Origin of the sequence: Nocardioides plantarum (assembly GCF_006346395.1) — a bacterium.
In the GTDB taxonomy this organism is placed as follows: domain Bacteria; phylum Actinomycetota; class Actinomycetes; order Propionibacteriales; family Nocardioidaceae; genus Nocardioides; species Nocardioides plantarum.
Map to the genome: position 1 here is coordinate 390885 of NZ_VDMS01000004.1, position 18557 is coordinate 409441.

Below are 18557 nucleotides of genomic sequence, written 5' to 3' on the forward strand. Positions count from 1 at the left end.
GCCCAGCAACCCCACCAACGACGAAGGCCCGGTCCTCTCGGACCGGGCCTCGCGTTCGGGTGGAGGTGAGGGGACTCGAACCCCTGACCCCCTGCATGCCATGCAGGTGCGCTACCAGCTGCGCCACACCCCCGCGAACTCGTCGTACTTTAGCCAACGCCTCCCGGCGATGTGAAATCGGGTCCCCACCCGATGCCACCGGCTCCTCAGGAGACGGTGCGGTTGTAGGCCGCGAGCCGGAGCACGCCGTCGGCCGGGTGCTCGTGCAGGACCACCCAGCCGCAGTTGTCGAGGCCGCGCAGGGTGCGGAACTGCTCGTCGGGCCAGCCGAGGACCGCGGCCGTCGCCAGCCGTACGGCGGCACCGTGGCTGACGGCGATCCCGGTCTCCCCCGGCGACAGCGCGTCGCGCAGGTCGGTGAGCACGGCGAGCATCCGGGCGCGGACGACGTCGGTCGGCTCGGCGTGGGTGACCTGGTCGTAGTCGCCGCGGCGCATCGCGGCGTGGCTGGCGGGGTCGCTGGCCCCGAGTGCGGCGTGGGTCAGCCCCTCGTAGGGGCCGAAGCCGAACTCGCGCAGCCGGGCGTCGGTGGTCACCGGCAGGCCGCACGCCTCGGCGAGCGGGGCGGCGGTCAGCCGGGCCCGCAGCAGGTCGGAGGACCAGATCAGCGCCGGCTGCAGGGCGGCGAGGACGGGCGCCGTACGGGCGGCCTGCGCGACGCCGTGGTCGTCGAGCTCGACGTCCGCGTGGCCCTGGATCCGACCGGAGTGGTTCCAGGGGGTGCGACCGTGGCGCAGCAGGACGAGGGTGCGGCCCTCGCTCACCGCTCGTCGGAGGTGACGTCGGCGGGCAGCGCGATGGCGGGGCAGTCGCGCCAGAGCCGCTCGAGGGCGTAGAACTGGCGCTCCTCCTCGTGCTGCACGTGGACGACGATCTCGCCGTAGTCGATGAGCACCCAGCGGCCGTCGCGCTCGCCCTCGCGGCGGATGGGCTTGGAGCCGATCTCGCGCAGCTTGTCCTCGACCTCGTCGACGATCGCCTTCACCTGGCGGTCGTTGCTGGCCGAGGCCAGCACGAAGGCATCGGTGATGGCGAGCTGCTCGCTGACGTCGAAGGCGATGATCTGCGTGGCGAGCTTGTCGCTGGCCGCGCGGGCGGCGGCGTGGACGAGCTCGATGGCGTGGTCGGTGGCTGTCATGAGGGGGCTTCCGTGTAGAGGCGGTGCTTGTGGATGTACTGGACCACACCGTCGGGGACGAGGTACCAGACGGGACGTCCGGTGCGCTGCCGCTCGCGGCAGTCGGTCGAGCTGATGGCCAGGGCCGGCACCTCGAGGAGGGTGACCCGGTCGTGCGGGATGGCCTCGACGGTCGTCGCGGGCAGGTCGGCCCCCGGGCGGGTGCAGCCGACGAAGTGGGCGAGCTCGAAGAGCCGGCCGGCGTCGCGCCAGCTGAAGATCTCGGCGAGGGCGTCGGCGCCGGTGATGAAGAACAGGTCGGCGTCGGGGTGCTGCGCCGCGAGGTCCTGCAGCGTGTCGATCGTGTACGTCGGCCCCTCGCGGTCGATGTCGACGCGCGAGACCTGGAAGCGGGGGTTGGCCGCGGTGGCGACGACCGTCATCAGGTAGCGGTGCTCGGCCTGCGAGACCTCTCCGCCGGGGCGGTCGAGCTTCTGCCAGGGCCGACCGGTCGGCACGAAGACGACCTCGTCGAGGTCGAACCAGGCCTGCACCTCGGAGGCGGCCACGAGGTGGCCGTGGTGGATGGGGTCGAACGTGCCGCCCATGACACCGATCCGGCGTCGGCCGGCCGTCGGGGTCGTGGCCGTCATCGACCCCTCCTGAGCGACGTCACGTCAGGAGTGCTCGCGTCCCCCGCCGAACGACACCAGACCGATGAGCAGCGCCAGCAGGATGCCGAAGGCCAGCAGCCCGAAGACCCAGGCGGGCACGGCGGGGTCGGACGTGGTCTCGGTCTCGGCCGCGGCCGTGACGAGGGCGGTGACGAGGCTGGCTGACATGGGGGAAGCCTATCGCCCCGGCTCAGAAGTGCAGGAAAGCGGGCAGGAACGCGTTGACGCCCAGGAAGAGCAGCCCGAACCTGATCGAGCGTCCGACGAAGACGGTGGGGACGAAGACCCACATCGGCATCTTGAGCACGCCGGCCACGGCGGCCATCAGCAGCAGCGGCGGGATCCCGACCGACGCGGCCACGAACATGACGGCGCCGGCGTACACCGGGCGCCCCTCCATCCGGCTCGTCCAGCGCTCGTAACCGGCCTGGATCTTGGGAGAGGAGAGCTTCTTCTGCGCCCACTCCGAGCTCGACCCGCGACGCGCGAGCTCGTACCAGACGATCTTGCCGATGGTGGCGCCCGCGCCGGCCGCGATGCCGAGGGAGATCGCGGCGGGCACGCCGGGCTCGGCCGCCGCCCCGCCCACGATGATCGCCTCCATCGGCAGGAACGGGAGCAGCGCGGAGGCGATGCTGAGCCCGAACATGGTCAGCCAGAGCAGGAGCACGGTGGGCTACCCGGCCGGCTGCACCACGCGCGCGGGCACGGGCAGCCCGAGCTGCAGCAGCCAGCGCAGCGAGACGCACTTGAGGACGACGAGACCGATCGCGATCGCCAGGCCGAGCCACCACCACCCGGTCACGAGCAGCAGCACGGCGAACAGCGAGGAGTTGACCGCCTTGGCCGGCTTCGACCAGTTCCACCGGTAGATGCGCTCGTCGACCTCGTAGAAGTAGTTGGGGCTGCGGATCGGCCAGGCCAGGAAGGCCAGGGAGAGGAAGAAGTCGATGACCAGGAACTCGAAGAGGTAGACCGCGACGGGCAGGATCATCTCGTGCTCGAGGGCCGCGAAGCACAGGTAGAACGCCGCGCAGTTGAGCCGGTCGCAGAGCATGTCGATGACCCCGCCGATGCGGGTCTCGCAGTCGCGCAGCCGGGCGTAGGCGCCGTCGGCCATGTCGCCGACCCAGTAGACGCCGAGGCCGACGACGAGCCAGGTCAGCTCCTCGTGCCACAGCCCCACCAGGCACAACGCGAACGACGCGATCGTGCGCACGAACGTGATGACGGTGGCCCCGGTCCAGAGACGCTCCACGGCCGGGTCGGCGTGGGTGGCGCGGGTCGCGTCAGGCACGATCGCACCCTACCGGGGAGGACGGTCCGTCCCGCACATCACGGGGCGCGGCGGGGCCAGCGCACGTGTCAGCGCACGTGTCAGCGCACGTGTCAGCGCACGTGTCAGCGCACGTGTCCGTCGCCGGTGACGACGTACTTGGTCGAGGTCATCTCGGGCAGGCCCATCGGTCCGCGCGCGTGCAGCTTCTGGGTGCTGATGCCGATCTCGGCCCCGAACCCGAGCTCGCCGCCGTCGGTGAAGCGGGTGCTGGCGTTGACCAGCACCGCCGCGCTGTCGACGGCGGCCACGAAGCGTCGGGCGGCGCCCTGGTCGCGCGTCAGGATCGCCTCGGTGTGACCGCTGGAGAAGCGGCGGATGTGGGCGACGGCCGCGTCGAGGTCGGGTACGACGGCGGCGGAGATGTCGAGGGAGAGGTACTCCCGCGCGTGGTCGTCGTCGTCCGCCCGCTCGACCCCGGGAAGGCGGGCGACGGTGTCGTCGCCGTGGACGGTGACCCCCGCCTCCTGCAACGCCGTGACCACGCGGGGCAGGAACGTGTCGACGAGGTCGGCGTGCACCAGCAGCGACTCCGCGGCGTTGCAGACGCTGGTGCGGTGGGTCTTGGCGTTGAGCACCACGGCGAGCGCCTGGTCGAGGTCGGCGCCGGCGTCGACGTAGACGTGGCAGTTGCCGACGCCGGTCTCGATCACGGGCACCGTCGACCCGTCCACGACGCTCTGGATCAGCCCGGCTCCCCCGCGTGGGATCAGCACGTCGACCAGCCCGCGGGCCCGCATCAGCGCCGTCACCGTCTCGCGGGTGTCCGCCGGCACGCGCAGCACGGCGTCGGCCGGCAGCCCGGCGCTGCCGATCGCGTCGCGCAGGACGGCGACGATCGCGGTGTTGGAGGCCGACGCGCTGCTGCTCCCGCGCAGCAGCACGGCGTTGCCCGACTTCAGGCAGATCCCCGCCGCGTCGGCCGTCACGTTGGGCCGCGCCTCGTAGATCATCCCGACCACCCCGAACGGCACCCGCACCTGGCGCAGCTCCAGCCCGTTGGCCAGGGTGCTCCCCCGCACCACCTCACCGACCGGGTCGGGCAGCGCCGCCACGTCGCGCAGGCCCTGGGCCATGGCGGCGAGCCGGTCGTCGTCGAGGCGGAGCCGGTCGACCACGTTGGCCGGCGTACCGCCGTCCTCGGCGCGGGCCACGTCGTCGGCGTTGGCCGCGAGCACCTCGCTGCGGCGCCCGAGCAGCGCGTCGGCCATCGCGTGCAGGGCCGCGTCCTTGGCCGCGCGGGTGGCCAGGGCCAGCTCGTACGACGCCTCACGGGCGCGCAGGGCGAGGTCACGCACGTCGGTGGCGGGGTCGGTGCTCACGCCCCGAGGCTAGTGGTGCTCGGCACTGTCCTACCCGGCGTGGGCGCGTGCGGCCGCGTGCCTGCGCGATGATCGACCCATGGGGATCGTCGCCGAGCTGACCGGACCACCGTCGCCGAAGAGCGGGGTCCGACTGGTGGGCTGGTGGCTGCTGCGTCTGCTGGTCGCGGCGCTCACGGTGGGCCTGGTCCTGCGGGGCGTCGGCGACCTCCCCCGACTCACCCTGGACCTGACGGGGCTCTTCTTCGGCGTGGCCGGGACGGGCGTCCTGCTCGCGATGTTCGCGGCCACGTCTCGCGTGGGGTGGGTCCTCGGAGCCGCAGGCGTCTGGGCGGCCCTGACCTGGTACGGCTACGTCGCCCTCACCGACCCGTTCGCGGTGCAGGTCGACAGCCTCGGGAGCCGGCGCGGGAGCATCGACTCCGACCTGGGTGCCTACCTGCAGGGTGGCTTCTTCCTCCTCGTGGCCAACGTGCCGCTCGCCGCGTGGCTGTGGTGGCGGCTGCGCCGACGGCACGACTGACCGCCGGACCGCTGCCGGACCGCTGCCGGACCGCTGCCGGCCGATCTCGCACTTCCACCCCGCGGGGGCGACGTCGTGCGCGATGATGCCCTGGCGGGCTACCCGCACAGGGCGCCCGGACCGACACAGCGGAGGAACGGCCATGACCCGAGAGCCGCCGGCGCCCACGCGCCCGGTCGTTCTCGGCGCGCTGGGGCCGCCGTCCCAGGGCGCGACCCGCAGCGCGAGCAGGACCGAGGTGCACACCCACCCCGACCACGCCTGGTGGTCGGACTACTCGACGCGCGCCGTCCTGCAGCTCCTCACCGAGTCGGTGGCCGAGATGGTCGGGTTCGAGGCGGCCGTGCTCTGCGTCCTCCTCGGCGACGACCTGGTCACCGTCGGCTACCACGGCCCGGAGGCCATGCGGGAGTTCATCTTCCAGACCGACCCGGTCTCGGTGCTCGACCCGCTGGTCGACCAGGCCGAGACCTGGGGGCGGTTCCGCTTCCTGGCCACCGAGGACCGCCAGGGCGCCCTGCCCGGCCACTGGGTCTCCCTGTCCGAGCACTCCGGGCACCCCGGGCAGGTCACGACCGACGCGTGGCGGACCGAGGACGCCCTGGTGGCGTTCCTGCGCGACGACGAGGGTCGCCTGTGCGGCACCTTGTCGGTGGACTCGCCGCTGTCGGGCCTGCGTCCCGACCACGCCCAGCGCACGCTGCTGGAGCGGTACGCCGCCCACGCCGAGCGGGTCGTGATCACCGCCTTCGAGCGCGACGCCCTGGCCTTCCACGTCGCGCACGCCGATGCCGCCCGCAGGGCCGTCAGGTCGGCGTCCGTGGCCGCCGGGGGCTCGTTGTCCGAGGTGCTCGACCGGGTGCACGGGCCGCTCGTCGAGGGCTTCTCCGCCGACGCGACCTGGATCCACGTGCTCGCGCCGGACGGCGCCGGCAGCGGTGCGCTGCGACGCTCCGACGGACCCACTCCCCCGTCGTCCGCCCACCTCCACCAGCTGGCCGCCGACCTGGCCCCCGTGCTGTGGCAGCAGCAGACGGTGCTGGTGCGCGGCCCCGGTGACCTGACCAGCGGCCTGAGCGACCTCGCCCCGCCGGTCGCGGAGGCGATCGACTCCATGCTCGAGCAGGCGGCGGGGACGGTCGCCCTCGTCGTCCCCCTGGGCGTCGGCCAGGAGTGCGTCGGGCTGCTCGGGCTGGCCCGTGGAGCCGACCGGCCGGCCTGGACCGCCGTCGAGTGCGAACTGCTCCTCGAGCTGGGCCACGACCTGGGCGCCGCCCTGCGCACCGCCCAGGCGCTCGAGCGCGAGTCGGCGATCGTCGACGAGCTGCGGCGCACCGACGAGTACCGCAGCCAGATGATCGCCACCCTCTCGCACGAGCTGCGTACCCCGTTGACGATCATCCGCGGCAACGTCGAGGTGCTGCAGGACCTCGAGCCCGGCGCCGACGTCACCCCGTTCCACGCCGCGCTCGAACGCAGCAGCCGGCGGATGGAGGACGTGGTGGACGACCTGCTGCTCCTCACCCGCGTCAGCGATCCCCGACATCCCCTCGTGCGCGTGCCGGTCGACCTGGCAGCGGTGGTGCACGACGTCGCCGCGACGCTCACCACCGCCGCGGCCGCCAAGGGCCTGCGGCTCGACGTCCGTGCGCCGGACCGTCCCCTGCTCGTGGCCGGCGACCACGTCGAGCTCGACCGGATGGTCGCCAACCTGGTCAGCAACGCGGTGAAGTACTCCGACGCCGGCACGACCGTCGGCATCGAGCTGGCTCCCCACGGCGACGACGTCACGCTCGTCGTCGCCGACGAGGGCCTCGGCATCTCCGCCGAGGACCAGACGAGGATCTTCCAGACGTTCTTCCGCAGCACCAACCCCGAGGCCTACCGCCGCCCCGGCACCGGCCTGGGGCTGTCGATCGTGTCCTCGGTCGTGACCCGCCACGGCGGCCGGGTCGAGGTCGACTCGACCCTGGGTCGCGGGACCCGGTTCGTCGTCGTGCTGCCCCGAGCCTGACCCCCGCCCCGGTCGCGAGACACGACGACGCCCCGCCGTCCCAGGGGACAGCGGGGCGTCGTACGACGGGCGGGCGGGTCAGCCCTTGTGCTTGACGATCGCCTCGGTGGCGGCGGGCAGGACCTTGTGGAGGTCGCCGACCACACCGAAGTCGACGAGCTCGAAGATCGGGGCCTCCTCGTCCTTGTTGACAGCGACGATCGTCTTGGAGGTCTGCATGCCGGCGCGGTGCTGGATCGCACCCGAGATGCCGTTGGCGACGTAGAGCTGCGGCGAGACGACCTTGCCGGTCTGGCCGACCTGGAAGCTGTGCGGCATCCAGCCGGAGTCGACGGCGGCGCGCGAGGCGCCGACGGCGGCACCGAGCGCATCGGCCAGGCCCTCGATGGGGGCGAAGTCGCCGCCGGTGCCACGCCCGCCGGAGACGACGATCGCGGCCTCGGTGAGCTCTGGACGACCGGAGGCCTTGCGCGGCTGCGACGCCACGATCTGGGCCTTCTTGGCGCTGTCGGAGACGGTCGCGGCGAACGCCTCGACCGTGCCGGCGGCGCCGACCTCCTCGACCGGGGCCGAGTTGGGCTTGACCGTGATCAGCGGGACACCCTGGGTGACCTTGGCCTTGACGGTGTAGCTGCCGGCGAAGACGCTCTGCGTGGTGGTGCCGCTGTCGTCGACGTCGACGGCGTCGGTGATCAGGCCGGCGCCGATCTTGATGGCCAGCCGGGCCGCCACCTCCTTGCCCTCGTAGCCGGACACGAACAGCACCGCGGCGGGCGAGGTCTTGTCGACCAGCTGCTGCAGGGCCTCGGCCTTGGGGGCCACGAGGTAGCCCTTGATCTCGGCGTCGTCGACGACGTAGACCTTCTCGGCGCCGTGCTTGCCGAGCTTCTCGGCCGCCTCGGCACCCTTGTCGGGCGAGCCGAAGAAGACGGCCGAGGGCTCGCCGAGGCGGCGGGCGATGGTGAGCAGCTCGAAGGTCGGCTTCTTGACCGCGCCGTCGACGTGGTCGACGACCACCAGGACTTCAGACATGTGTGTGGCTCCTCGCCCGTCAGATGAACTTCTTGGACACGAGGAAGTCGGTCAGCGCCGTGGCGCCGGACCCGTCCTCGTCCTTGACGATCTCGCCGGCGGTGCGCGGGGGACGCTCGGTGGTGTCCTCGACCGTGCTCCACGCGGTGCCCAGCCCGACCTGGTCGGCCTCGAGGCCGAGGTCGCTGAGCGAGTAGGTCTCGAGCGGCTTCTTCTTGGCCGCCATGATGCCCTTGAAGGACGGGTAGCGGGCCTCGCCGGTCTGGTCGGTCACCGAGAGGACCAGCGGCATGGTGCCGCCGATGACCTCGGTGGCGATGTCGCCGTCGCGCTTGACGCGCACCTGGTCGCCCTGGGTCTCGACGACCGAGGCGAAGGTGACCTGCGGGAGGTCGAGCCGCTCGGCGAGCATGGCGGGCACGACGCTGCCGGAGGCATCGGTCGAGGCCATGCCGCACACGACCAGGTCGGGGACACCGATCTTCTCGATGGCCTTGGCGAGCACCAGGGAGGTCGCGAGGTAGTCGGACCCGGCGATCGCCTCGTCGGTCACGATCACGCCCTGGTCGGCCCCCATCTGCAGGGCCTTGCGGACGGCGTCGACCGCCTTCTCGGGGCCGATGCAGAGGGCCGTGACGGTGACGTCGTCACCCTCGCGCTTCTCCTTGATCTGCAGGGCCTGCTCGACGGCGTACTCGTCGAGCTCGGACAGGAGCCCGTCGACGCCGACGCGGTCCACGGTGTTGTCCGACTCGAACCGCCGGTCGGCGGTGGCGTCGGGCACGTACTTCACACAGACGACAATGTTCATGGTGGTGTGGCCCGTCCGGGCCCCTCCTGATGCACTCGGCGGGCCGACCCGGTGGGACACCGAGGTCGAGCCCGGATGATGCGACTGAAGCAGACCTCGGCAGGTTACCGCCGAGTCACCGACTTCGGGTCACCCGTCCGCCCCGGCGTGGACGTGACGTACGCGACACCGCTCGCTCAGGGACGCACGACCTTGTCGAGGAGCTTGCCGATGCCCAGCCAGACGATCGCGGCGAGGCCGTAGTTGAACAGCGCGGTCTTGACGTCCTGCATGACGTCGGTCTCGTCCTTGTCCCAGTCCTTGATCGGGTTGGACAGGTCGAAGAACCCCAGGTCGACGTTGTCGGCCCGGGCGATGACCCACCGGACGAGCTCGTTGTCGGTATTGGCGTCGACCGCGATGAGCAGGACCGCCGCGGCCAGGATGAGCGCAAACACCGCGCACACCGCCCACAGCACGCGAGCCAGCAGCACGCGGACCTTCGCGACCTGGGCCGCGGCCCCTCCGCCGCCGGCACCTGCGGACCGGCCCGCCCACGAACGTCGCCTGCTCTTCGGCGCGGTCGCCTCGGTCGCCGCGGTCGTGGTGGTCGTCTTGGTCGAGTCGCCCTCACCCGTGGTCGTGGTGTCGTCACCCATGTCTAACGCCCCCTGAACTCAGCCTTGCCCGGACCATTCTCGACGAACGATCGCATACCGATCGTGCGGTCGTCGGTCGCGAACGCCGCCGCGAACTGGATCCGCTCGATCTCCAGACCGGTGTCGAGGTCGACCTCGAGCCCGCGGTCGATGCTCTCCTTGGCCGCCCGCACGGCGTACGCCGCGGCGCGGGTGAACTGCCCGGCCCACGCCACCGCGGCGTCGTAGACCTCCGCGGCGGGCACCAGCCGGTCGACCAGCCCGATCGCCAGCGCCTCGTCGGCCTTGACGAACCGACCGGTGAAGATGATGTCCTTGGCCCTGCTGGGCCCGACCAGGCGCGCGAGCCGCTGGGTCCCGCCGGCGCCGGGGATGATGCCGAGCAGCACCTCGGGCTGGCCGAGCGTCGCGTCGTCGGCCGCGATCCTGATGTCGGCGGCGAGCGCGAGCTCGCAGCCCCCGCCGAGCGCGTAGCCGGTGATCGCGGCGACGACCGGCTTGGGGATCCGGGCGACCGCGGTGACGGCCGACTGCACCGAGGCGGAGATCTTGACCATATCGGTGTAGGAGAGGTCGGCCATCTCCTTGACGTCGTTGCCCGCGGCGAAGACCCGCTCGCCGCCGTAGACGACGACCGCGCGGACGTCGTCGCGCTCGGTCGCCTCGGCGGCGGCCTCGCGCAGCTCACGCTGCACCTGGACGCTGATCGCGTTCATCTTCGGCCGGTCGAGACGGATCGTCCCGACGCCGTCCGCGACCTCGAGCCGCACGAACTCACCCATGTCTGCTCCTCCTGCGGCGGCTCGCGCCTGCCGGTTCAGTCGTCGTGTGGGGACCTCCCTATCATTCCCGGCGTGGCCCCCGGCGTCTGGAGCGAGTACGGCGAGCGTGCACCCGTGTGGCCCGGACGTCTGGAGCCCCTCGGTGCGACCTGGGGCGAGGAGGCCACCAACTTCGCGGTCCGCGCCCCGCGCGCGACCCGCGCCTGGGTGTGCCTCGTCGACGACGACGGCGTCGAGACCCGTCACGAGCTGACCGAGCACACCCTCGGCACGTGGCACGGCGCACTGCCGGGCGTCGCTCCGGGGACGCGCTACGGGTTCCGGGTCGACGGCCCGTGGGACCCGGCCGCCGGAGCCCGCTTCAACCCCGCCAAGCTCCTGCTCGACCCCTTCGCCCGGTCGATCAGCGGCGAGCTGCTCCTCGACGACGCCGTCCACGCCCACGACGTGGACCGTCCCGACCAGCGCAGCGAGCTCGACTCGGCCGGCCGGGTCCCACTGTCGGTCGTGGTGGGGCCCGACGACTTCGACTGGGGCGGTGAGCGCCCGAAGCGGCAGCGGTGGCGCGACACGGTGATCTACGAGCTGCACGTCAAGGGCATGACCGCCCTGCACGACCGGGTGCCCGAGCACCTGCGGGGCACCTACGCCGGCCTGGCCACCCCCGCCGTCATCGACTACCTGCTCGACCTCGGGATCACCGCGGTCGAGCTGCTGCCCGTGCACCACCACGTGTCCGAGCCGGGCGTCGCGGCGCGCGGCCTGGTCAACTACTGGGGCTACAACAGCATCGGCTACTTCGCCCCGCACGCGGCGTACTCCTCCTGCGGCGACCGCGGCGGCCAGGTGACGGAGTTCAAGCAGATGGTCCGCGCTTTCCACGCCGCGGGCATCGAGGTCTACCTCGACGTGGTCTACAACCACACCGCCGAGGCCGGTCCGGACGGTCCGGCCCTGTCGTTCCGTGGCCTCGACGACCGGGGCTTCTACCGCCGCCCGGCGCCCGCCCCCACGCCCCCCGCCATGGCTGCGGGCGCGCCCGCACCCGAGCCGGTCGACCACTACTGGGACGCCACGGGCTGCGGCAACACCGTCGACACCGACGACCCGTTCGCGCTGCGCGTCATCCTCGACTCGCTGCGCTACTGGGCCGACGAGATGCACGTCGACGGGTTCCGCTTCGACCTGCTCTCGGCACTGTCGCGCACCGACCGCGCGATCGACCTGCACTCCCGGTTCATGACCGCCGTGGCCCAGGACCCGGTGCTGCGCGGCGTGAAGCTCATCGCCGAGCCGTGGGACGCCACCATGGACGGCTACGTCGTCGGCCGCTGCCCACCGCCGTGGGTCGAGTGGAACGACCAGTACCGCGACACCATCCGCGACTACTGGCGCGGCGCCGCCGGCATCCGCGACGTGGCGACCCGGTTGGCCGGCTCCTCCGACCTGTACGCCGACGACGGGCGCTCGCCGTACGCCTCGGTCAACTTCGTCACCGCCCACGACGGCTTCACCGTGCGCGACCTGGTCACCTACGACCGCAAGCACAACGAGGGCAACGGCGAGGGCAACCGCGACGGCACCGACAACAACCGCTCCGACAACCACGGCGTCGAGGGCGAGACCGACGACGCCGACGTCGTCGCCCGGCGCCGACGTGCGGCCGCCAACCTGATGGCCACGCTCTGCCTGTCCAACGGCGTCCCGATGCTGACGATGGGCGACGAGCGCGGGCGCACCCAGCGCGGCAACAACAACGCCTACTGCCAGGACAACGAGGTCTCCTGGGTCGACTGGAGCGCCGACGACGCCTGGCTGAGCGTGTACGACGTCACGAAGGCCGCGCTGCGCCTGCGCCGCGAGCACCCGGCCCTGCGCCAGCGGCACTGGTTCGAGGGCCGCCCGACCATCGCCGGCGGTCCCAAGGACCTCGCCTGGCTGCACCCCGAGGGTCGCGAGATGACCACCGACGACTGGCACGACGAGTCGTTGGCCACCCTCGGCATGTTCGTCCTCGGCACCCCGCTGCGCTCCCCCGGCCCGCGCGGCGAGCAGCAGTCCGACCGCTCCTTCGTCCTCTACTTCCACGCCGGGTCCGACCCCGTCGACCTGGTGCTCCCCGAGAACGGCTGGGCCCGCTCGGGCGAGGTCGTCGTGTCGACCGACCCCGAGGTCCAGGTGGGCCGGGCGGTGCAGGACGGTAGGGTGCTCTCGCTGTCGGGGCCGTGCGTCGTGGTGCTGCGCGAGACCGACGCCGGCTGAGGACCTGACCCGGCTCAAGGGTTCTCCCGGACGCCAGGGAGGCCGTCGGGATGGTGCCATGGACCATGTCCCGCACCCGACCACACGTGCCGTCCCGCCGTCTGCTCCTGCTCGGCGCCTTGTCCGCGCCGATCGCGATCGCCGTGCTGCCCGCAGCGCCGGCGCAGACCGCCGCCCCGCGGGCGGCGAAGCCGGAGTGCCTGGCCGACCTCATCGAGAGCGGGGAGGTGACCCATGCAGATCTCGTGGCTCGGTGACGTCCTGCGTGCGGCCGGGGTCACGGTCGTCGAGGAGTCCGGCTGGCTGACCCGCACCGCCAGCGGCACCCTCGACCCGATCGGCGTGCTCTGGCACCACACCGCCGCCCCCAGCAGCGCGGCCAATCCCGCCCCTGCTCTCAACGTCGTGATCAACGGCCGCTCCGACCTCCCGGGCCCGTTGTGCCACGCGCTGGTCGACTTCAACGGCGTCTTCCACCTGGTCTCGGCCAACTACGCCAACCACGCCGGCCCCGCCCGGGCCAGCGGTCCGATCCCGGCCGGCAGCGGCAACGTCCAGCTGATCGGCTGGGAGATCGACTACGCCGGCGACGGCGGTGGCGGCCAGGTCCAGGAGATGACCCCCGCCCAGTACTCCGCCTCGGTCGCGGCCACGGCCGCCGTCCTGACCCACCTGGGCAAGGACGCGTCGTACGCCCGCGGCCACCGCGAGACCAGCACCAGCGGCAAGATCGACCCGTCGTTCATCGACCTGGACGCCATGCGCGCCGACGTCGCCGCGGCAATGGGCGGCACGCCTCCGACGGGACCGACCGGCACCCCGTTCCAGGTCTACGAGACCGACGTCAACGTCCGCCCGACCCCCGCCACCACCGGCGCCCCCGTCGGCAACCTCGGCGCCCCCGGCACGGTCTACGTCGAGTGCCAGACCGTCGGCGAGACGGTCACGGCCAACGGCTACACCAACAACCGATGGGCCAAGATCTCCAGCCCGGTCGCGGGCTACATCTCGAACGTCTTCATCGAGGGACCCGCGTCCCTGCCCGTCGCCAGCTGCTGAGGCCGCACGCCACCCGCCGGTCGAGGTGCGAAGGCCGCCAGGCCTGAGCCTCGAGACCGCCGCAGCGCGTGGTGCGACCCGGCTGGGTACGCCGGCTGCGGGGGTCTCGAGGCTCGGCGCCAGCGCGCCTCGCACCTCGACCGACGTGGGGTCAGGCGGTGGCGACGACCCCCAGCTCGGCGTACGACGTCAGGAGGCCGTTGCTCGGGACGACGCGGACCGTGTAGCCGAAGGGACCGCTGCGCGACAGCGGGATCTCGCCGTCGAAGCGGTGCCGGCCACCGTCGTAGGACTCGGTCAGGCCGAGGGCGACCGCGGCGGTGTCGGTGAGGGTGTCGTCGGACCGGGCGCGGCCGTGGACGAGCTGGACCTCGACGTCGGCGGGGTCCAGCGTGCCGAGGCAGACGAAGGCCCGCACGACCAGGGTGGCGCCGACCTCGACGGCGTCGCCGACACCGCTGGACTCGACGTGCTCGACGCGCACCTCGGGCCAGGCGGCCTTGACGCGGGTCTTCCAGGCGGCCAGGTCGCGGGCGCCGGCGTAGTCGCTGTTAAGGGCGCGCGCGTTGATGGCGGCCGGGGCGTAGAGCTGGCGGACGTAGTCGCGGACCATGCGGGTCGCGAGGACCTTGGGGCCGAGCGACTTCAGCGTGTGGCGGAGCATCTCGACCCACCGGGTGGGCACGCCGTCGTGGTCGAGGTCGTAGAAGCGGGGCGTGACCTCGTTCTCGATGAGGTCGTAGAGGGCGGCGGCCTCGAGGTCGTCGCGCTTGTCGATGTCCTCGACGCCGTCGGCGGTCGGGATCGCCCAGCCGTTGTCGCCGTCGTACCACTCGTCCCACCAGCCGTCGAGGACCGAGAGGTTGAGACCGCCGTTGAGCGCGGCCTTCATGCCGGAGGTGCCGCAGGCCTCGTAGGGGCGCAGGGGGTTGTTGAGCCAGACGTCGCAGCCGGGGTAGAGCGGCTTGGCCATCGCGATGTCGTAGTTGGGCAGGAACACGATGCGGTGGCGGACCGCGGGGTCGTCGGAGAGCCGGACGATGTCCTGGATGAGCTTCTTGCCGCCGTCGTCGGCGGGGTGGGCCTTACCGGCGATGATCAGCTGGACGGGCCGCTCGGGGTGGAGCAGGAGCGCCTTGAGCCGCTCGGGGTCGCGCATCATCAGCGTGAGCCGCTTGTACGACGCCGCGCGGCGCGCGAAGCCGATGGTCAGGACGTCGGGGTCGAGGGCGTCGTCGATCCACTTCAGCTCGGCCTTGGCGGCGCCGCGCTTCTCCCACGACTTGCAGAGCCGCTCGCGGGCGTCGACGACCAACCGCTGGCGCAGGGTGCGCTTGACCGACCAGACGTCGGTGCCGGGCACCCGGTCGACGGCGTCCCAGAAGCTCTCGGGGTCGTCGGCGTCGCCGTCGGCACCCTGGGTCGTGGCCAGGCCGAAGACCTCGCGGGCGACCCAGCTGGGGGCGTGGACGCCGTTGGTGATCGAGCCGATCGGCACCTCGGCCTCGTCGAACGCCGGCCACAGGCCCTGGAACATGCCGCGGCTGACCTCGCCGTGGAGCTTCGAGACGCCGTTGGCGCGCTGGGCGAGGCGGAAGCCCATCACCGCCATGTTGAACACGCCGGTGTCGCCGCCGACGTAGTCCTCGGCACCGAGGGCGAGGATGCGCGCGGTCGGCACGCCGGGGGTCGCCCCGCCCTCGTCGTTGAGGTACTGCTCGACGAGGGTCCGCGGGAAGCGGTCGATGCCGGCGGGCACCGGGGTGTGGGTGGTGAAGACCGTCGAGGCGCGACCGACCTCGAGCGCGGTGTCGAAGTCGAGCCGCGGGCCGCTCTCGGCGACGGTGAGCTCACGGATGCGCTCGATGCCGAGGAACCCCGCGTGGCCCTCGTTGGTGTGGAATACCTCGGGCTCGGGGGCACCGGTGATCCGCGAGTGCACGCGCAGGGCGCGCACGCCGCCGACGCCGAGCAGCAGCTCCTGGCGCAGGCGGTGCTCGGAGGTGCCGCCGTAGAGCCGGTCGGTGACGTCGACGTAGTGCTCGGGGTTGCCCTCGACGTCGGTGTCGAGCATGAGCAGCGGCACCCGGCCGACGCTGGCGACCCAGACCCGGGCGACCAGGTCGGGGCCGTCGGGCATCTGGATCGAGATGGAGGCGGGGGTGCCGTCGGCCTCGCGGAGCAGCGAGATGGGCAGCTCGTCGGGGTCGAGGACCGGGTAGGTCTCCTGCTGCCAGCCCTCGCGGGACAGCGACTGCTTGAAGTAGCCGTGCTTGTAGAGCAGGCCCACACCGACGATCGGGACGCCGAGGTCGCTGGCGGCCTTGAGGTGGTCACCGGCCAGGATGCCGAGGCCGCCGGAGTACTGGGGCAGCACCGCGGTGATGCCGAACTCGGGGCTGAAGTAGGCGATGGCGCGGGGGCCGGGACCGCCCGAGCCGCCGTCGGCGACGACCCGCCGCTGGTACCAGCGGTCGGCGGTCAGGTAGTGCTCGAGGTCGGCGCGCGAGGCGCGCAGCCGCTCGAGGAAGCCCTCGTCGACGGCGAGCTCCTCGAAGCGCTCACGCCCCACCGCTCCCAGGAGCTTGACCGGGTCGCGCCCGGTCGACTCCCACAGGCCGGGGTCGACCTCGGCGAAGACGTCCTGGGTCTCGGGGTGCCACGACCAGCGCAGGTTGCCGGCGAGCTCCCCCAGCGCGGCCAGGGCCGCAGGCAGGACGGGACGGACGGTGAATCGACGGATAGCGCGCACGGAGCGACGCTAGCGCCATTCTTTGGATCGATCCAAGGGCTTGCCGCAACTCGGTGCTGGACGTCGTCCGTCGGACCGTTCCGAAGCGGTCGGACCCGCCGCGTCGCGTGCTCACCCCGCGCGCGCTTCACCCCGGCTGAGGTTGCATGGGCTCGGTGCGACCCGCAAGGGTGGCTTGCATGGTCGGACGCATTCCCGTCATGGACGTCCACCCGGTGGTGGACCTCGGACGCCTCCCCGCGAAAGCGACGGTCGGCGAGCCCTTACCCGTTTCAGCAACGATCTTCAGAGAGGGTCACGACAGCCTCGGCGCCGAGGTGGTCCTGGTCTCGCCGAGCGGCGAGCGGCGCCCTCCGGTGCCGATGGTCAAGCAGACCGACCCGGTCGACCGCTACGTCGCCTGGGTCACGCCCGACACGGTGGGAGCGTGGTCCTTCGAGGTCCATGCGTTCTCCGACCCGGTCGCGACCTGGCAGCACCACGCCGAGATCAAGATCCCGGCCGGCATCGACGTCGAGCTGGTCTTCACCGAGGGGCGGCTGCTGCTCGAGAAGGTGCGGGCTGACCTCCCGGCCGGCCCCGAGTCGGCCGTCGTCGACGCCGCGATCGCAGCGACCAAGGACACCCGGCGGCCCGCCGAGGCGCGCCTGGCGCAGCTGCAGGCCGACGACGTCGTCGCGGTGCTCGCAGCGCACCCGGTGCGCGAGCTGCTCACCGTGTCGGGCCCCTTCCCGGCGTACGCCGACCGCGAGCGCGCGCTGTTCAGCAGCTGGTACGAGTTCTTCCCGCGCTCCGAGGGGGCCGTCCAGGACCCCGAGACCGGGAAGCTGACCTCCGGCACCTTCGCCACGGCCGCCGAGCGGCTCGAGGGCGTCGCCGCGATGGGCTTCGACGTCGTCTACCTGCCCCCGATCCACCCGATCGGCGAGGTCAACCGCAAGGGGCCCAACAACACGCTGACGCCCGGGCCCGACGACCCCGGGTCGCCGTGGGCCATCGGCAGCAAGGACGGCGGCCACGACGCCATCCACCCCGACCTCGGCACGTTCGAGGACTTCGACGCGTTCGTCGCGCGCGCCGGTGAGCTCGGCCTCGAGGTCGCCCTCGACCTGGCCCTGCAGGCCGCTCCCGACCACCCGTGGGTCACCAGCCACCCGGAGTGGTTCACGACCCGGGCCGACGGCACGATCGCCTACGCAGAGAACCCGCCGAAGAAGTACCAGGACATCTACCCGGTCAACTTCGACAACGACCCCACCGGCATCTGCCGCGAGGTCCTGCGGATCGTCCGGCTCTGGATGAAGCACGGCGTGCGCGTCTTCCGCGTCGACAACCCGCACACCAAGCCGCTCGCGTTCTGGGAGTGGCTGCTGCGCGAGGTGCGCCGTACCGACCCCGACGTGGTCTTCCTCTCCGAGGCGTTCACCAAGCCGCCGATGATGCACGGGCTCGGCTCGGTGGGCTTCCACCAGAGCTACAGCTACTTCACGTGGCGCGTGGCCCGCTGGGAGATCGAGGACTACCTGCGCGAGGTCAGCAGCGAGTCCGACCACGTCATGCGGCCCAACTTCTTCGTCAACACCCCCGACATCCTCCCCGAGCACCTCCAGTACGGCGGCCCGCCGATCTTCAAGGTGCGTGCCGCCCTGGCCGCGACCAGCTCGCCGAGCTGGGGGGTCTATGCCGGCTACGAGCTCTACGAGCACGTGGCGATCAGACCCGGCGCCGAGGAGTACCTCGACTCCGAGAAGTTCCAGATCCGGATCCGCGACTGGGAGGCCGCCGAGGCCGAGGGCCGCTCGCTGGCGCCGTACCTCACCCGGCTCAACGAGATCCGGCGGGACCACGTCGCGCTGCAGCGGCTGCGCAACATCACCATCCACGCCGCCGACGACGAGAACATCCTGGTGTTCAGCAAGCGGGCGGTCTCGACGAGCTCGACCGACGAGGCCGACGACGACGTCGTCATCGTCGTGATCAACCTGGACCCGCACGCAGCCCGAGAGACCACCATCCACCTGGACCTGCCCGCGCTCGGCCTCGACTGGGACGACACGTTCGCCGTCCACGACGAGATCAGCGGCGCCGACTGGACGTGGGGCGAGCACAACTACGTGCGTCTCGACCCCCACGACGAGCCGGCCCACGTCCTCACCGTCAGGAGCACTTCTTGAG

General features: G+C 72.1%; 18 protein-coding genes and 1 tRNA gene. 6 read left to right on the plus strand and 13 right to left on the minus strand.

The window, feature by feature from the left end:
• Positions 1–60 precede the first annotated feature (60 nt).
• The 8 genes from FJQ56_RS18055 to FJQ56_RS18085 form a co-directional block, all read right to left on the minus strand.
• Positions 61–133, minus strand: a tRNA-Ala gene (locus FJQ56_RS18055).
• 73 nt (positions 134–206) lie between these two features.
• Positions 207–824 (minus strand): histidine phosphatase family protein, encoded by a 618-nt coding sequence (locus FJQ56_RS18060; protein WP_170215459.1) that lies wholly within the window; start codon positions 822–824, stop codon positions 207–209.
• Complete coding sequence (gene rsfS, locus FJQ56_RS18065; protein ID WP_140010973.1) at positions 821–1198, minus strand: ribosome silencing factor; 378 nt, start codon at positions 1196–1198, stop codon at positions 821–823. The genes FJQ56_RS18060 and rsfS overlap by 4 nt, the downstream gene beginning before the upstream one ends.
• Positions 1195–1785 carry a nicotinate-nucleotide adenylyltransferase gene (gene nadD, locus FJQ56_RS18070; RefSeq protein ID WP_246084246.1) on the minus strand — a complete coding sequence of 197 codons (591 nt, stop codon included), beginning with the start codon at positions 1783–1785 and terminating at the stop codon, positions 1195–1197. Before nadD ends, rsfS begins: the two co-directional genes overlap by 4 nt.
• 69 nt (positions 1786–1854) lie before the next feature.
• On the minus strand, positions 1855–2019 hold the full coding sequence (locus tag FJQ56_RS22250; protein ID WP_170215460.1) for a hypothetical protein: 165 nt from the start codon (positions 2017–2019) through the stop codon (positions 1855–1857).
• Between the two features lie 22 nt (positions 2020–2041).
• On the minus strand, positions 2042–2521 hold the full coding sequence (locus FJQ56_RS18075; protein WP_140010975.1) for a VTT domain-containing protein: 480 nt from the start codon (positions 2519–2521) through the stop codon (positions 2042–2044).
• Between the two features lie 6 nt (positions 2522–2527).
• Positions 2528–3148 (minus strand): CDP-alcohol phosphatidyltransferase family protein, encoded by a 621-nt coding sequence (locus FJQ56_RS18080; RefSeq protein WP_246084234.1) that lies wholly within the window; start codon positions 3146–3148, stop codon positions 2528–2530.
• A 104-nt stretch (positions 3149–3252) separates the two neighbouring features.
• The gene (locus FJQ56_RS18085; protein ID WP_140010977.1) at positions 3253–4509 is read right to left on the minus strand and encodes a glutamate-5-semialdehyde dehydrogenase; all 1257 of its coding nucleotides are present in this window, start codon (positions 4507–4509) and stop codon (positions 3253–3255) included.
• Between the two features lie 79 nt (positions 4510–4588).
• On the opposite strand from FJQ56_RS18085, the gene FJQ56_RS18090 reads away from it, so the two are divergent.
• The gene (locus FJQ56_RS18090) at positions 4589–5032 is read left to right on the plus strand and encodes a hypothetical protein (RefSeq protein WP_140010978.1); all 444 of its coding nucleotides are present in this window, start codon (positions 4589–4591) and stop codon (positions 5030–5032) included.
• 142 nt (positions 5033–5174) lie between these two features.
• The gene (locus FJQ56_RS18095; RefSeq protein ID WP_140010979.1) at positions 5175–7046 is read left to right on the plus strand and encodes a sensor histidine kinase; all 1872 of its coding nucleotides are present in this window, start codon (positions 5175–5177) and stop codon (positions 7044–7046) included.
• Between the two features lie 78 nt (positions 7047–7124).
• Here FJQ56_RS18095 and FJQ56_RS18100 read toward each other — a convergent pair whose 3' ends face one another.
• The 4 genes from FJQ56_RS18100 to FJQ56_RS18115 all read right to left on the minus strand — a co-directional run bounded on the left by FJQ56_RS18100 (position 7125) and on the right by FJQ56_RS18115 (position 10309).
• Positions 7125–8078 (minus strand): electron transfer flavoprotein subunit alpha/FixB family protein, encoded by a 954-nt coding sequence (locus FJQ56_RS18100; protein ID WP_140010980.1) that lies wholly within the window; start codon positions 8076–8078, stop codon positions 7125–7127.
• Between the two features lie 19 nt (positions 8079–8097).
• Positions 8098–8871 carry an electron transfer flavoprotein subunit beta/FixA family protein gene (locus FJQ56_RS18105; RefSeq protein WP_246084235.1) on the minus strand — a complete coding sequence of 258 codons (774 nt, stop codon included), beginning with the start codon at positions 8869–8871 and terminating at the stop codon, positions 8098–8100.
• Positions 8872–9065: 194 nt separating this feature from the next.
• Positions 9066–9527 (minus strand): hypothetical protein, encoded by a 462-nt coding sequence (locus FJQ56_RS18110; RefSeq protein WP_140010982.1) that lies wholly within the window; start codon positions 9525–9527, stop codon positions 9066–9068.
• 2 nt (positions 9528–9529) lie between these two features.
• Positions 9530–10309, minus strand: a complete 780-nt coding sequence (locus tag FJQ56_RS18115) for an enoyl-CoA hydratase/isomerase family protein (protein ID WP_140010983.1) — start codon at positions 10307–10309, stop codon at positions 9530–9532.
• A gap of 72 nt (positions 10310–10381) precedes the next feature.
• Here FJQ56_RS18115 and glgX point away from each other — a divergent pair, with 72 nt between their 5' ends.
• From glgX to FJQ56_RS18125, 3 genes are all read left to right on the plus strand, one after another.
• Positions 10382–12571, plus strand: a complete 2190-nt coding sequence (gene glgX / locus FJQ56_RS18120; protein WP_140010984.1) for a glycogen debranching protein GlgX — start codon at positions 10382–10384, stop codon at positions 12569–12571.
• Positions 12572–12657: 86 nt separating this feature from the next.
• Positions 12658–12828 (plus strand): hypothetical protein, encoded by a 171-nt coding sequence (locus FJQ56_RS22255; protein WP_170215461.1) that lies wholly within the window; start codon positions 12658–12660, stop codon positions 12826–12828.
• The gene (locus FJQ56_RS18125) at positions 12806–13630 is read left to right on the plus strand and encodes an N-acetylmuramoyl-L-alanine amidase (protein ID WP_140010985.1); all 825 of its coding nucleotides are present in this window, start codon (positions 12806–12808) and stop codon (positions 13628–13630) included. The genes FJQ56_RS22255 and FJQ56_RS18125 overlap by 23 nt, the downstream gene beginning before the upstream one ends.
• 151 nt (positions 13631–13781) lie before the next feature.
• Here the strand turns inward: FJQ56_RS18125 and glgP are convergent, their stop codons facing one another.
• Positions 13782–16382 (minus strand): alpha-glucan family phosphorylase, encoded by a 2601-nt coding sequence (glgP, locus tag FJQ56_RS18130; protein WP_140010986.1) that lies wholly within the window; start codon positions 16380–16382, stop codon positions 13782–13784.
• 179 nt (positions 16383–16561) lie between these two features.
• Between glgP and FJQ56_RS18135 the strand changes: the two genes are divergently transcribed.
• Positions 16562–18556, plus strand: coding sequence for an alpha-1,4-glucan--maltose-1-phosphate maltosyltransferase (locus tag FJQ56_RS18135; RefSeq protein ID WP_140010987.1), 1995 nt, complete (start codon positions 16562–16564; stop codon positions 18554–18556).
• Position 18557: the final 1 nt, after the last annotated feature.